The following is a 13,681-nucleotide window of genomic DNA, read 5'->3' as shown; positions in this document are numbered from 1 at the left end:
CGTCCTGTTTTTACAGGACGTTTTTTTGGGCCGCGTTTTTATAGTTTGGGCAGCAGGTACTTTTCAAAGAGCCATTTCAAACCATACAAGGCCCCGAAAATAATCGCGGCAATGGCCAGAAAATCTGCGCTGAAAACGCTTTGCTGTTTATGGGACAGCTCCATATAAACGTGCTCGTCAGCGGGACGGGCATAGGTCATGGGAATGGAGGTCTTGGGTAAAGTGGCCTGCAAGACGACATAGCTGCCATCGTCAGCCGCTTGCATCAGCAGCTCGTCCACCTGCGTGGGAGCCAGACCGTCGTGATGTCCTGGCTTGCACAACTGCCGGGTTCCCTGAGCCCAGTTGTCATTACTCTCGGGGCAGGAGGCCTGGATGCGGTAGCCATTGCTGAATTGAACCGTCAGCCACCCTTGGGCATGCGAGGCGGCGTCGCTGCTTACGGTTACGTCGGTGAGGCTGATGGTGGTCATGGTGCAAATCCCTTGGGCAGTGCAAGCGCATTCTTCAGTCTGCTTAAGGCAGGAGGTGAGTCTATATTTGACGCGGGCTATAGAAGGTTATTCTATAGAAGCCGGTATGGGAATACTGTTTCTGTATGGGCAGAATCAGCTTTATGTGAATTGCTTTTAATGTAAATCAATGCTCTTTTTCCATAAAAAAACAGCCCTGTAAAACAGGGCTGTTGATTGCGGAAAACCAGCGGGAATAAAGAAGGCTTAACTGGCGCTTGCCTTGCCCATGCTGACGGCCGGTTTGGCATCATGAGCCGGTTCGGTGTGGTAGCGGCGCAAAGGCTTGTTGGCGGTTTCGGGCATCAGCACAGTTACCCAGAAAAAGCACAGAACCGCGACCACCGTGACGTAAAACGCGGGAGCCAGATAGCTGCCTGTTTGCGCCGTCAGCCAGATAGCCAGGTAAGGTGCGGTGCCACCAAAAATTGCGAAGGTGATGTTGTAGCACATGCTCGAAGCGGTATAGCGCATGTCGGTCGGGAACATCTCCGAGAGCAGGGTGACGGCCACCACGCTGGCTGCCACCTGACCAATACCGATAATCAGCATGCCGAAAATGGCGGCCTCCAACGAAGCTCCCTTGCTGACGATCATATAGGCCGGAATGGTGAACAGCGCATGCCAGACAGCGGCAAATTGCATCATGCGACGGCGGCCCACCCGGTCCGAGATCACACCGGCAAGCGGGGTCAGGGCGGTGACAAACAGCAGGGCAACCATGTTCGCAGTCAGGGACTGGACGGAGGACAAGCCAATGACCGTGCGCAGGAAGGTGTTCATGTAGGTGGAGAAAATGTAGAAGGACAGGGCGTACAGCACGATAAAGCCGCCCAGCTTCACAATATTGGAACCCTCTGCCTTGAACACCTGGGACGCGCTGTAGCTGAGCTGGCCTTTTTTCTCCGCACGCATCTGCTGGAACTCGGGCGACTCGGCCAGATGATCCCGAATGAAGAAGGCCACAATGCCCATGGGAATGGCCAGCAGGAAGATGGTGCGCCAGCCCCAATCACCCATGGCCTCGGTACCGACAATGGCGGCCAGACCGGCGCTGATCCCGGCTGCCAGTGCAAACGCAAAGTACGTAGCACCGGACATGGCCCAGGCGTAGGAGTTGCGTTTGTTCATGGGGCTGTGTTCAACGGTGTAGATGGTGGCGCCCGTATATTCGCCACCGGCCGACAGCCCCTGAATACAGCGGATGATGATCAGCAGAACCGGAGCCCAGATGCCAATGCTTTCATAGGTTGGAATCAGACCGATGGCGGCGGTGGACCCGGACATCAGCAAGACGGTCAGGGCCAGAATCTTCTTGCGGCCAATGCGGTCGCCCAGCCTGCCAAAGTAGATGCCGCCCAGGGGGCGAACAATAAAGGACACCAGAAATACGGCAAAGGTGGCCAGCAGGCCCGCCATCTTGTCTTCCGAGGGGAAGAAGTTTTGTGCGATGTAGACGGCCATATAGCCGAACAAGGCAAAGTCAAACCATTCAACGATCGTACCGGCCGCTGAACCCATCATTACTTTCTTGATGTGACCCGTATCGGTATGTTCCGATTCGGCCACGGTGCTTTCCCTTTGCATACTTATGTCTCCTCAAGTATTGGGACTATCTGTTTTTTGAAATCAAACCCTGTGGGGGTAGCTGGTTTTTTTATTATTTCTACGTGTCTATCTTTTCTTGGTATTGGTTGAAAGCTCGGCTAGAGCATCGGCTGCAACAGGATGAGTTCCTCCTTTCCGTGGGGCTGGGCATCCGGTCCTGGCATGCTTGCAAAGCGCCATCCAGTGCGTGCTAGATAAGCTAATCCTCTGCAAATTGCTTGTCCATTCACTATTCGCGCACTATTATTGATCGCAATGTTATCAATCTAAAATATGAGCGAAACCATGATTCCCGCACGCCTGGATTTGCATCATCTGCGCGCCTTTAAAACGGTAGCCGAACAGTTGCATTTCAAGAAGGCGGCGGAGTTGCTGCACATCACGCAACCGGGCCTGACGCGCATCATCAAAAAGCTGGAAGATGATTTGCAGGTGGACCTGTTTGAACGCAGCACCCGCCAGGTCAAGCTCACAGCGGCAGGCTTTTTATTGCTGCAGGAAATCGAACAGGTTTTTGTGCATCTGGAGCGCGGTATCGAGCTGGCTCAGAAAGCCAAGTTTGGCGATATCGGACACCTGATCATTGCCTATAACGACTATGCGGTGCAGGACGTGCTGCCCAGAACGCTGGAGCACTTCAAGCAGCAGTATTCGAACATCACAACCGATTTGTTATATATGCCCACGCAGCAGCAAATACAGGGCTTGCAGCAGGGCAGTCTGGACCTGGGCTTTGGCTTTGCTTTCTCTGATGACCCCGAGGAACTGGGCGTGCTGTGGAAGCCGGTATGTCGTGATGATCCCATCGTTCTTTTACAGAGCGATCATCCTTTGGCAAAAGAAAAATCCATCCCCTTGGTGGAACTGGCCAATGAGCGCTTTGTGGTGGGTAGCAAGACGCATTGGCAGGTCTGGCGGCGCTATTTCTATTCTCTGTGTCGACATGCCGGTTTCCATCCCAATTCCGTACAGGAAGCCAGCACCATTACCGGCATCATGAGCATGGTGGCGGCCAATATCGGCATTGCCGTTTTGTCGCAGTCCTTGCGCAAGTACGTGCACCGTGATCTGGTGGCGATTGATCTGGACTTGTCGGGCCAGCATCCGCAGTCCTTCATCAACATCATGTGGCAGGAAAGCAATGCCAATCCCTGCGTGCCTTTATTCATCCAGACCATCTCGTCGGAGCTGATGGCAGCCAGTGCGTAAGGCTTGAGTATTTCTCATGGACCCTTGATGAGCGGTCATGATGCAAGGAGGGCGGTTTTGCTACATTGCAATTTTCAACCCTCTGCCCCTTGCTATGAGCACTTCCCAAATACAGTTTGGCCTTGATCATGTCATGGTGCGCGTCCTGGATCTGGAGCGATCCCTGGCGTTCTACCGCGATATTCTGGGCATGCATGTGGTGCGCCACACAGACTATGAGTCTGGCCGCTTTACCAATGTGTTTCTCAGCTTTGACCAAAGCACGCAGTCCAGTCTGGAGCTGACCTGGAACTGGGATCAAAAAGAGCCGTATGAAAAGGGCGGGGCCTTTGGTCATCTGGCCTTGATGGTCCAGGACGTGCATCAGGCGGTGCGTTATCTGGAGGAGCAGGGCGTCAGGATCAAGACGCCACCTAAACAGATGAATCACGGTAACCGCACGATTGCCTTTGTGTTTGACCCGGATGAGTACCTGATTGAACTGGTGGAGCCTTTGGCCTCGCCGACCTGATACTGGCCTTGGGCGTAGCGTTGACTGGCCCGCATTGAAGAGCAGAATAAAACAAAGACCATGCACCGTTGCGGTGATGGTCTTTGTTTGTTTTTGGAATGCGCCATATGAAGGCGCGTTCTGGCTTACAGCCCCAGCGAACTCCACATATCGTCCACTTTCTTCTTGGTGGACTCATCCATCTGGATAGGGGTACCCCATTCGCGCTGGGTTTCTCCGGGCCATTTATTGGTGGCATCCATGCCCATCTTGCCGCCCAGTCCCGAAACGGGCGAGGCAAAGTCCAGATAGTCGATAGGCGTGTTTTCCACCAGCACGGTATCGCGCACCGGGTCCATACGGGTGGTCATGGCCCAGATCACTTCTTTCCAGTCGCGCGTGTTCACATCCTCGTCCACCACCACGATGAACTTGGTGTACATGAACTGGCGCAAGATGCTCCAGACACCAAACATCACGCGCTTGGCGTGGCCTGCGTATTGCTTGCGTATGGACACCACGGCCAGGCGGTAGCTGCAGCCTTCGGGAGGCAGGTAGAAGTCCACAATTTCAGGCAATTGTTTACGCAGCAGGGGCACAAAGACTTCGTTCAGCGCAACGCCTAGAACGGCAGGTTCATCGGGCGGTTTGCCGGTGTAGGTGCTGTGGTAAATCGGGTTGCGGCGCATGGTGATGCGCTCGACAGTAAAGACCGGGAACCAGTCCTGCTCGTTGTAGTAGCCGGTGTGGTCGCCGTAAGGGCCTTCCAGTGCCATTTCGTAGCTGCTGTCGGCGGGCGGCTTCATGCCTTCGGGGACTTCGGGAGCCAGAGCATCCGGGTGATTGCTGGGCAGGATATGCCCTTCCAGGACAATCTCGGCCCAGGCGGGTACGGACAAGTCGCTACCCAGGGCGTTGGCCACTTCGGTGCGCGAGCCGCGCAGCAAACCGGCAAACTGGTATTCGGACAGACTATCGGGCACGGGGGTGACCGCACCCAGAATGGTGGCGGGGTCGGTGCCCAGGGCAACGGCAATCGGGAAGGGCTTGCCGGGGTTGGTCAGTGCATGATCGCGGAAGTCCAAGGCACCGCCACGGTGGGACAACCAGCGCATGATGAGCTTGTTACGGCCAATCAGCTGTTGACGGTAGATACCGAGGTTCTGACGCTTGGCGTGGGGGCCTTTGGTAATCACCAAGCCCCAGGTCAGCAAGGGGGCCACGTCGCCGGGCCAGCACAGTTGCAAGGGGATCTGGTTCAGGTCCACATCCTTGCCTTCCAGTACCACTTCCTGACACGCGGGAGAGCGGACATTCTTGGGGCTCATATCCCACAGGGCGGACTTGAGCATGGATACTTTGGACAGCGCATCACGCATCCCGGTGGGGGCTTGCGGCTCTTTCAGATTGGCCAGCAGCTCGCCAGTGTCGCGTAATGCCGACACATCCTGTGCACCCATGCCCCAGGCGACGCGTTGCGGCGTGCCGAACAAATTGGCCAGGACAGGCATGGCGGCTTTGGAGCCTTGATGCTGGGCGTTTTCAAACAAAAGCGCCGGTCCACCGGCACGCAGTACCCGGTCACTGATTTCAGTCATTTCCAGCGAGGTGGAAACTGGCTGCGTAATCCGCTTCAGATCGCCCTTGGCTTCCAGCTGGGCAATAAAGTCTCTCAAGTCACGGTATTTCACAGAAGAACGGGGCTCCGCTTGCAGATATTTTTGGTTAAGACCTTGAACAGGTTCTAAGGTTAACATCGGGCAGTTAGCAATACTAAGGATGATCCCATGGGCTTCCAAGATATGGACTATGTACTTAGTCGCTCGGCCCGCACCCTGACGTATCGCATCGGTGAGTTTGTGCACGTGTGTGCCATGTACCTGGGCATTGCCGTACTGGTGACGATTGCAGCCTGTGTGGTTGTGCCGTCGATGCGCGCTCAGTTTAACCAGCTTTATACCGGTCTCGTGCAAACCCTGCGCCCCGAGGCGGTGAAATACGATGCGTACAGCCAGGCGGTCTGGCCAGCGGACAAGATACAGTCCAACCTGTCCGAAGAGGGCGAGGACTTGAGCCAGACAGAACAGCAGCAAGCTGTCTCTACTTATCAGGGCTTTATGAAGAACCTGCGTGCTTCGGTCACCGGGCAGCCCATTGCGGGCGTCACGGCGGCTCAGCAGCAGGCCTTGCGCAGCTATTTGGCGCGCAAGTACAAGATTGCCTATTCGGTGGCGGGGGCCTTGATCCACACCGCTTTTATTGTGGGCAAGGAAAAGAATCTGGACCCCCAACTGATTCTGGCGGTGATCGCCATTGAGTCACGCTACAACCCCTATGCGGAAAGTCATGTAGGTGCGCAGGGCCTGATGCAGGTGATGACCAAAGTCCATAAAGAGAAGTTCGATATCTATATGGAAGGGACGTTGGCCGTGCTGAGCCCCGAGGCAAATATTCGGGTGGGTGCGCAGATTCTGTCGGACTGTATTCGCCGCCGAGGGTCTATTGAAGGTGGCCTGGCCTGTTATGTGGGCGCAACCGGGCCTAGCGATGGCGGCTATGGCGCGAAGGTGCTGGCTGAACGTCGCCGTATTGCCTTGGCCTCGGGCATTCCGATCCGGGCACGCTAAGTGGTCTGAATGGAAAAAGAAATCGGGCCTTGCGGCCCGAAATACTTTACTGGAGTCGGGCTGCATTGCCCGGCAGACTGAAACGATGCCGGGTTTAGCGGCCCAGAAATTGTCTCAGACGACTGATCGCTTCTTGCAAGCGGTCCATGCCAGTGGCGTAGGACAGGCGCAAGGTGTAAGGCGCGTGGGCCGTACCAAAGTCCCGGCCCGGCACAGCGGCCACTCCGGCCTCGTGCAGCAGTTGCTGCGAGAAGGCATCGCTGTCCTGACTGTACTCACGAATATCCGTATAAATATAGAAAGCGCCATCCGGGCGCACGGGTACGCGCAGGCCCAGACGCTCCAGCTCGGGCAGCAGATAATCACGACGCTGTTTGAAGGCCAGCCGACGCTCTTCATAAATCGCCATGGTTTCAGGCTCGAAGCAGGCCAGGGCGGCATGTTGGGCCAGGGAGGGAGCGCAAATTGCCAGACTGGCAGCCATGCGCTCGCAGGCTTCTGTCATCCAGGTGGGCAGGATCAACCAGCCCAGACGCCAGCCCGTCATGTGGAAGTACTTGGAAAAGCTATTGATAACAATAATGTCCTGATCCAGGGTCAGGGCGCTGAGCGGTGCTTCTTCATAAAACAGACCCAGATAAATCTCGTCCATGATGATGAAGCCATCACGGGCGCGCACTTCCTTGATCAGTTCTTGCAGGGCAGGGCGGGAAATCGTTGCGCCAGTGGGATTGTTGGGCGACGCAATCAGAACGCCGCGGGTCTTGGGACCCCAGTGCTCGCGAATATGCTGGGCACTTAGCTGAAAGCGCTCCTCCGCCGAGGCCGGGATCAGGCGGGCCGTACCACCGGCTGCCATGATGAAGTTCTGGTTGGCCGGGTAGGACGGATCGGGCATCAGCACTTCGTCACCAGGATTGATCAGAGCCAGCGTAGCCAGAGACAGGGCACCGGATGCGCCGGCCGTGACCACAATACGCGAAGGGTCGACACGGGCCTGGAACTGCTGCTCGTAATACAGGGCGATGCGTTCACGTAAAGCCGTCAGACCGGCAGGGGCGGTGTACTGACTCAAGCCTTGATTACTGGCCTGATGCAGCGCATCGACCACGGCGTGCGGGGCGGTGAAGTCCGGTTCGCCTATGCCCAGGCTGATAATGTCGCGGCCTGTGGCCTTCAGGGCATTAGCCTGTTTGAAGAGTTCAACAGCATGAAAAGGAAGAACATGTTCGGTACGACTGGCGAGGCGGGACATACGGCAAATCTCGGGTAAAAAGTGTATTGTAGGACCTTGCTCAAAAGGGCGTCAGGTGGCTGTGGCATGTGCGTGTGCCCTGTAGGGGTACAAACCGTCGGGCCAGTGAGACTCAAGTTTAGGTTTGTTGCAGGAAAAGTCTATGGTTTCTTCGTCGCGGCGTGCATTTTTGATGGGGCGTCGTCCTCCCCAAACAGCGTGGCAGACATTTTGTTCACGTCTGAAAGCTCGGGTTCAAGGTGAGTGGTCAGAACTCAGTTCGGAACCGGATCACGAGCAGGCTCGTCTGGAGCCTGCCTCCAGCGCGGATGTCCATATGGTGTTGACGCTGGCCGCCGAGTACGGTGTGACGGTGTGTCTGGAAGGTGTGCCGCAGGCCAGTGAAACCGATGGTCCCTTGATTGTTCTTGCACCGGGCCGACAGATGGCCCGCTGCGACCGTCTGGAGCCCAACTCCAATCGCTGGTTTGTTCAGCCTGGCTGTCTGCTGGGTGAAATGGAAGCCAAAGGTTTTCAAGGACTGGCCAATGCGCCTGCCGGGATGACCGTGGCCGCCTGGCTGGCGGATCGACGCCAGCATGATTGGCCCACAGGTCGCACTGCCTTGTCGGGCGTGTTGCATTGCTCGGTCATTCTGGCTGACAACACGCAGGCAGCCTTGGGTCCCTTTGGTCAGGAAAACCGCAACCCGCTTGATAGCCTGCGCATGCAGCAGTTGATTCCGGCCCTGTTCCAATTGATGGGCGAATCCGAAACCCAAGCCTTGAGACAGGAACAATGGCCTTGCCGCTATAGGCTGGATGCGCTGGAGCCGGTTGAAGGCGGGGGCATCAATCTGGCTCATCTGATGCTGGGCCACGGCGGTGATTTGGCCTGGGTGGAATGGCTGGTGCTGGATGATGCCGTTTTAAGCGGCTCGGACCCGCAAGATTGGTCCTGGCCGAATCAGGAGCAGTCCTGGCAAGCTCAGGATGTGGATAGCCGCATCAAAGCCCTGTTTGATCCAGCGGACCGATTTTCCTATCCGGGCCAGACGCTGTAAGTTTGTCCAGGCCTGCGCTTGACCCATGTTGTAACTCAAGGGCTAGAATGGTCCTTGCTTTGGCCTTGAGGGCCAGGCAAGGTGACTGGGGTTTCGGAGACAAGAACAGCATTCAGCGTATCAAGCCACGCGCTTGTTTGAATTCACGCTGACAGGCAATGGCAGCGCTCTGGCGATCCCGGTCCGTTTTGAATGGATTTTTGGGTAGGTATAAGCATGGACGCCAATTTTCGGAAAGCAGCCCTGGAATATCACGAGCAGGGCAGACCCGGAAAGTTATCGGTCACGCCGACCAAGCAACTCTCCAACCAGCGCGATCTGGCACTGGCCTATTCGCCTGGGGTTGCGGCCGCTTGCGAGGAGATCGTCAACGACCCGCAAAATGCCTTTCGCTACACCGGTCGGGGCAATCTGGTTGGGGTGATTTCCAACGGCACCGCTGTGTTGGGCCTGGGCAATATTGGCGCGCTGGCTTCCAAGCCGGTCATGGAAGGCAAGGCCGTGCTGTTCAAGAGTTTTGCGGGTCTGGATGTCTTTGATATCGAGATCAATGAAACCGACCCGGACAAGCTGGTGGACATTATTGCGGGTCTGGAGCCGACCTTTGGCGGCATCAATCTGGAAGACATCAAAGCACCCGAGTGTTTCGAGGTGGAGCGCAAGCTGCGCCAGCGCATGAGCATTCCTGTTTTCCACGACGACCAGCATGGCACCGCCATTTGTGTGACGGCCGCTTTTCTGAATGGCCTGAGCGTGGTGGAAAAAGACATCAAGCAGGTCAAGGTGGTGACTTCGGGGGCTGGTGCGGCCGCGCTGGCTTGCCTGGACCTGATGATTGATATGGGGCTGCCGCTGGAAAATGTCTGGGTTACTGATATTGATGGCGTGCTGTATGAAGGTCGTCCCGGCAATCCCGTACCCGAGCTGGCCCGCTTTGCCAAGCAGACCGACGCCCGCAGCCTGAGTGATGTGATTGATGGGGCCGATGTGTTTCTGGGCTTGTCCGCTGGTGGCGTGCTCAAGCCCGAGATGCTGAAGAAAATGGCTCCCCGGCCGCTGATTCTGGCCTTGGCCAATCCCAATCCCGAGATCCTGCCTGAAGATGCCCACGCCGTGCGTGATGATGTCGTCATGGCAACCGGCCGTTCGGATTACCCGAACCAGGTCAATAATGTGCTGTGCTTCCCTTATATCTTCCGTGGTGCGCTGGATGTGGGAGCCACCACGATCACGCGCGGCATGGAGAAAGCCGCTGTGCTGGCTATTTGTCAGCTGGCGCGTGAAGAGCAGGATGAAGGCGTAGCCGCTGCTTATGGTCTGGAAGAGGTTTCTTTTGGCCCATCCTTCTTTATTCCCCGTCCGTTCGATTCACGCCTGATCGTGCGCATTGCGCCTGCCGTTGCCAAGGCGGCGATGGACGAGGGCGTGGCGACGCGTCCGATAGCGGATTTGAAGAGCTATATCTATCAGCTGCGTCAGTTCGTCTACAAGTCCGGCTCCTTCATGAAGCCCATCTATTCGCTGGCCCGTGGCCTGGTGCAGGACGGCGCCAAGTCCCGTGTGGTCTTTACCGAGGGCGAGGACGAGCGTGTATTGCGCGCCGTGCAGATTATTGTGGATGAGGGTTTGGCCAGCCCGATTCTGGTGGGGCGTCCGGCTGTCCTGCAGCAGCGTATTGAACGCTATGGCCTGCGTCTGCGCTTGGGCATTGATGTGGAAGTGACCAACCCCGAGCAGGATGATCGTTTCCACCGTTACTGGACCAGCTACTGGGAAATCATGTCCCGTCGCGGTATCAGTAAAGAGATGGCGCGTGTGGAAATGCGTCGTCGCCCAACCTTGATCGGCGCCATGATGCTGCATCTGGGTGATGCTGATGGCATGATTTGCGGTACGGTGGGCCGTTACGAGAACCATCTGGAGCTGGTCGATCAGGTGATTGGCAAGGCACCCGGCGTGGAAACGTATGCGGCCATGAATATTCTGCTGCTTAGCGAGCGTACCGTGGCCTTGACGGACACGCACGTGAACCACGATCCCGATGCAGATCAGGTAGCTGAAATCACCTTGGCGGCAGCTCGCAAGATGCGTCAGTTCAATATCGAACCCAAGGTGGCCTTGCTGTCCAGCTCCAACTTCGGCACCAATGATTCGCCTGCCGCCGTCACCATGCGGGGTGCGCTGGAGCGTGTGCGCAAGCTGGCCCCCAGTCTGGAGGTGGACGGGGAAATGCACGGCGATTGCGCGCTGGATGAAAAGGCCCGCCATCAAATCCTGCCCACCTCGGCCCTGACTGGCGAGGCGAACTTGCTGGTGTGCCCGAACGTGGAGGCAGGCAATATTGCCTACAACCTGCTCAAGACGGCTGCCGGTGGTAACGTGGCAATCGGCCCCTTCCTGTTGGGGGCACGAGCACCGGTTCACATCATGACGTCCACTTCTTCGGTGCGCCGTATCGTCAATATGACGGCGGTCACGGTAGTGGATGCCAACGTCGCTACTGAAGGCTGATACCTACCATGATCCAGCGCTCTCCCGCTCCTGTGGCATTGGTCCTGAATGGGGGCGGGGCGCGCGGCGCGTATCAGGCCGGGGTGCTGGCCGGTTTGCTGGAGCTGCTGGACCCTGATCGCAACCCTCAGTTTCGCAATCCCTTCGATATTATTTGTGGCTCTTCGGCAGGCTCCATCAACGCTGCCGGATTGGCGTGTCGCGCCGACAGGCCTCATGAGGCTGTAGACCATATACAACAGCTGTGGGGCTCGTTGCGCACCAACGATATCTTTCATGCTGACCCTTTGCAGTTGCTGGCGACCAGTGTGCACTGGGTGGCCACGCTGGCCTTGGGCTGGCTGGCGCCGCGTCTGCGTGACCATGTGCCGCACTCCATGCTGGATAATTCGCCCCTGCGCGACCTGCTGGAAGAGAGCCTGGACTTCGACCGTTTGCAGCGCAATCTGGCCCAGCAGCATGTGGGCGCGCTGGCGATTACGGCAGCGGCCTACACCACTGGTGAGCACCTGACTTTTTATCAGTCTGACGAGCGTATTCGCCCCTGGACGCGCAATCTGCGCCGTGCCATCCCCGGTGTCATCGGGGTGGACCACCTGATGGCTTCCAGCGCCATTCCCTTCATGTTTCCGGCTCAGTCTCTGCAAGTGGGCAAGCAAACCCAGTGGTGCGGGGACGGGACGATGCGTCAGTTGGCACCCATCAGTCCGGCCATTCATCTGGGAGCGCACAAGGTGCTGATTGTGGGTACCGGATACGCCGACAACACCTATCACGAACAGGAATCCAAGGATCCGCCATACCCCTCTTTGGCGCAGATCAGTGGCTATGCTTTATCCAACATATTCCTCGATAGTGTGTCAACGGATATTGAGCGTATGGAACGCATCAATACATTGCTTGCCTATATGCCTGCAAATGTATTACAAAGCCAATCGCTGCGTCCTGTCAGCACGTTTGCCATCACCCCCAGCCGCTCGCTGGATGAAATTGCCACTCGGCATATTCATCAGATGCCAACTGCTGCACGTACCCTATTTCGAGTACTTGGTGTATCTTCAAAGTCCGGTCCGACCACAGGCGGTGCATTAATTTCATATTTGTTATTCGAGTCCGGCTACACCCAAGAGCTGATCGAGTTAGGAAAGACCGATACCATGAGTCGTAGTGAAGAAGTGTTAGCGTTTTTTAAGGAAGCGTCCTGATGAGCCAATCCCTGACTTTGCAAGAAGCTTTGCAACAAGGCGGTGTGCTCGACGCAACGGGCCTGACGGCTGCTGATTTTCTGGAGCAGGCACAGGACCAGGGGCTTACCGCCCTGGAAGTAAGTTGCGATCGTGCGCGCAATCGTTCCGCTGTGCTGCGAGCAGTCGCCAAGGCTGTCGATTACCCTGAATTTTTTGGTGGCAATCTGGATGCGCTCTACGATTGCCTGTGTGACACCGTGCTGGATCAGAAAGCAGGCCTGGCCCTGTGGCTGGACAATCTGCACAGTGGTGATCCTGCATTGGAAAAAGACGCCCAGGCTATTTTGGGCGTGTGTGAAGATGTGCATGCCTGGGCCTCGAATAACGAGCGCCGTTTTGTATGTGTCGTTCTGCACGCTGGCAAGCATCCTGACCCTGAACCGGGTGAGACCCCTGCTTCCTACTCCAGCCAGGACGAAGAATAAGCCTTATTCCCAGCCTTGCAAGGCGCTGATCGCTGCTGTCAGCGCCAAGGCGGCGGTTTCGGTTCGCAGCACGCGGTGCCCGAAACGAATCGCCTGAGCCTGGGCACCCAGTGCCACCTTCTGCTCTTCGGGCGACCACCCGCCTTCGGGGCCAATCAAGATAGTCATGGCCTGATCTTGCGGTCCAATGGCCTGCGCCAATTGCTGGGGCGCATCGGGATCACAGAACAGATGCAGGCCAGTTTCCGCCTCGCGGAAATATTCGGCCAATGTCAGCGGCGCTGACAGTTCCATCAAGCGGTTGCGACCACACTGCTCGCTGGCCGACTCAATCACTCTTTGCCAATGGCCCATACGCTTGGCCTGCCGCTCCGCGTTCAGTTGCAGCACGCTACGTTGCGCGCGAATCGGCACAAAGCGGCTGACGCCCATTTCCACGGCTTTTTCAATAATCCAGTCCATCTTGTCGCTGGAGGCAATGCCTTGCAGCACCGTTATGCGACCGGCCAGCTCGCGGACAGGTGTTTGGGCATCGCCCAGGCTGGCAAAGCCCTTTTTGCCATCAATGCGCAAGGTGGCGGGATACTGGGTTCCGCGCCCGTCAAACAGGACAATGTCCTGACCGTCCTTCAAACGCAGCACCCGGATAGCGTGATGCGCCAGAGCCTCGGGCAGGGCGATCTCGGTCTGGGCCGTCAAGTCCAGGGGGTGGTAGAAACGGGGAGCTGCCATATCAAGACACCATCAAGCATAAA

12 protein-coding genes are annotated in these 13,681 nt (G+C 57.0%); 7 read left to right on the top strand and 5 right to left on the bottom strand.

Annotated elements, in window-relative coordinates; all coding sequences use genetic code 11:
- Positions 1-38: 38 nt before the first annotated feature.
- Together ACLPGZ_RS07795 and ACLPGZ_RS07790 are read right to left on the bottom strand one after the other, a co-directional pair.
- The gene (locus tag ACLPGZ_RS07795; protein ID WP_035271159.1) at positions 39-473 is read right to left on the bottom strand and encodes a hypothetical protein; all 435 of its coding nucleotides are present in this window, start codon (positions 471-473) and stop codon (positions 39-41) included.
- A 246-nt stretch (positions 474-719) separates the two neighbouring features.
- Complete coding sequence (locus ACLPGZ_RS07790; protein WP_239055150.1) at positions 720-2,099, bottom strand: MFS transporter; 1,380 nt, start codon at positions 2,097-2,099, stop codon at positions 720-722.
- A 306-nt stretch (positions 2,100-2,405) separates the two neighbouring features.
- Between ACLPGZ_RS07790 and ACLPGZ_RS07785 the strand changes: the two genes are divergently transcribed.
- Complete coding sequence (locus ACLPGZ_RS07785) at positions 2,406-3,329, top strand: LysR family transcriptional regulator (protein ID WP_230940579.1); 924 nt, start codon at positions 2,406-2,408, stop codon at positions 3,327-3,329.
- Between the two features lie 94 nt (positions 3,330-3,423).
- Entirely contained in the window at positions 3,424-3,840 is a 417-nt protein-coding gene (gloA, locus tag ACLPGZ_RS07780; protein ID WP_239055151.1) for a lactoylglutathione lyase, read from the top strand.
- A gap of 125 nt (positions 3,841-3,965) precedes the next feature.
- On the opposite strand, the gene ACLPGZ_RS07775 is transcribed toward gloA, so the two are convergent.
- Positions 3,966-5,510, bottom strand: coding sequence for a UbiD family decarboxylase (locus ACLPGZ_RS07775; RefSeq protein ID WP_239055152.1), 1,545 nt, complete (start codon positions 5,508-5,510; stop codon positions 3,966-3,968).
- A gap of 96 nt (positions 5,511-5,606) precedes the next feature.
- On the opposite strand from ACLPGZ_RS07775, the gene ACLPGZ_RS07770 reads away from it, so the two are divergent.
- The gene (locus tag ACLPGZ_RS07770; RefSeq protein ID WP_239055153.1) at positions 5,607-6,446 is read left to right on the top strand and encodes a lytic transglycosylase domain-containing protein; all 840 of its coding nucleotides are present in this window, start codon (positions 5,607-5,609) and stop codon (positions 6,444-6,446) included.
- 94 nt (positions 6,447-6,540) lie between these two features.
- On the opposite strand, the gene ACLPGZ_RS07765 is transcribed toward ACLPGZ_RS07770, so the two are convergent.
- The gene (locus ACLPGZ_RS07765; RefSeq protein ID WP_239055154.1) at positions 6,541-7,701 is read right to left on the bottom strand and encodes a pyridoxal phosphate-dependent aminotransferase; all 1,161 of its coding nucleotides are present in this window, start codon (positions 7,699-7,701) and stop codon (positions 6,541-6,543) included.
- A gap of 142 nt (positions 7,702-7,843) precedes the next feature.
- Here ACLPGZ_RS07765 and ACLPGZ_RS07760 point away from each other — a divergent pair, with 142 nt between their 5' ends.
- The 4 genes from ACLPGZ_RS07760 (at position 7,844) to ACLPGZ_RS07745 (ending at position 12,926) form a co-directional block, all read left to right on the top strand.
- Entirely contained in the window at positions 7,844-8,743 is a 900-nt protein-coding gene (locus tag ACLPGZ_RS07760) for a hypothetical protein (RefSeq protein WP_083054129.1), read from the top strand.
- Positions 8,744-8,959: 216 nt separating this feature from the next.
- A complete protein-coding gene (locus ACLPGZ_RS07755; RefSeq protein WP_239055155.1) occupies positions 8,960-11,254 on the top strand; it encodes an NADP-dependent malic enzyme in 2,295 nt (764 codons plus the stop codon).
- A gap of 8 nt (positions 11,255-11,262) precedes the next feature.
- A complete protein-coding gene (locus tag ACLPGZ_RS07750) occupies positions 11,263-12,459 on the top strand; it encodes a patatin-like phospholipase family protein (protein WP_239055156.1) in 1,197 nt (398 codons plus the stop codon).
- Positions 12,459-12,926, top strand: a complete 468-nt coding sequence (locus tag ACLPGZ_RS07745; protein ID WP_009455142.1) for a barstar family protein — start codon at positions 12,459-12,461, stop codon at positions 12,924-12,926. The genes ACLPGZ_RS07750 and ACLPGZ_RS07745 overlap by 1 nt, the downstream gene beginning before the upstream one ends.
- A 3-nt stretch (positions 12,927-12,929) precedes the next feature.
- Here ACLPGZ_RS07745 and ACLPGZ_RS07740 read toward each other — a convergent pair whose 3' ends face one another.
- Positions 12,930-13,658, bottom strand: coding sequence for a 16S rRNA (uracil(1498)-N(3))-methyltransferase (locus ACLPGZ_RS07740; RefSeq protein WP_009455141.1), 729 nt, complete (start codon positions 13,656-13,658; stop codon positions 12,930-12,932).
- Positions 13,659-13,681: the final 23 nt, after the last annotated feature.

Source organism: Alcaligenes sp. Me129 (assembly GCF_050487245.1).
GTDB classification, from domain to species: domain Bacteria; phylum Pseudomonadota; class Gammaproteobacteria; order Burkholderiales; family Burkholderiaceae_B; genus Alcaligenes; species Alcaligenes phenolicus.
Note: the sequence above shows the minus strand (reverse complement) of the source record. Positions and strands in the feature narration are given on the sequence as shown.

Coding starts and splice junctions, on each gene's coding strand:
- ACLPGZ_RS07765 (WP_239055154.1), bottom strand. CDS start 7,701: ATGTCCCGCCTCGCCAGTCGTACCGAACATGTTCTTCCTTTTCATGCT.
- ACLPGZ_RS07785 (WP_230940579.1), top strand. CDS start 2,406: ATGATTCCCGCACGCCTGGATTTGCATCATCTGCGCGCCTTTAAAACG.
- ACLPGZ_RS07790 (WP_239055150.1), bottom strand. CDS start 2,099: ATGCAAAGGGAAAGCACCGTGGCCGAATCGGAACATACCGATACGGGT.
- ACLPGZ_RS07770 (WP_239055153.1), top strand. CDS start 5,607: ATGGGCTTCCAAGATATGGACTATGTACTTAGTCGCTCGGCCCGCACC.
- ACLPGZ_RS07760 (WP_083054129.1), top strand. CDS start 7,844: ATGGTTTCTTCGTCGCGGCGTGCATTTTTGATGGGGCGTCGTCCTCCC.
- gloA (WP_239055151.1), top strand. CDS start 3,424: ATGAGCACTTCCCAAATACAGTTTGGCCTTGATCATGTCATGGTGCGC.
- ACLPGZ_RS07745 (WP_009455142.1), top strand. CDS start 12,459: ATGAGCCAATCCCTGACTTTGCAAGAAGCTTTGCAACAAGGCGGTGTG.
- ACLPGZ_RS07755 (WP_239055155.1), top strand. CDS start 8,960: ATGGACGCCAATTTTCGGAAAGCAGCCCTGGAATATCACGAGCAGGGC.
- ACLPGZ_RS07795 (WP_035271159.1), bottom strand. CDS start 473: ATGACCACCATCAGCCTCACCGACGTAACCGTAAGCAGCGACGCCGCC.
- ACLPGZ_RS07750 (WP_239055156.1), top strand. CDS start 11,263: ATGATCCAGCGCTCTCCCGCTCCTGTGGCATTGGTCCTGAATGGGGGC.
- ACLPGZ_RS07740 (WP_009455141.1), bottom strand. CDS start 13,658: ATGGCAGCTCCCCGTTTCTACCACCCCCTGGACTTGACGGCCCAGACC.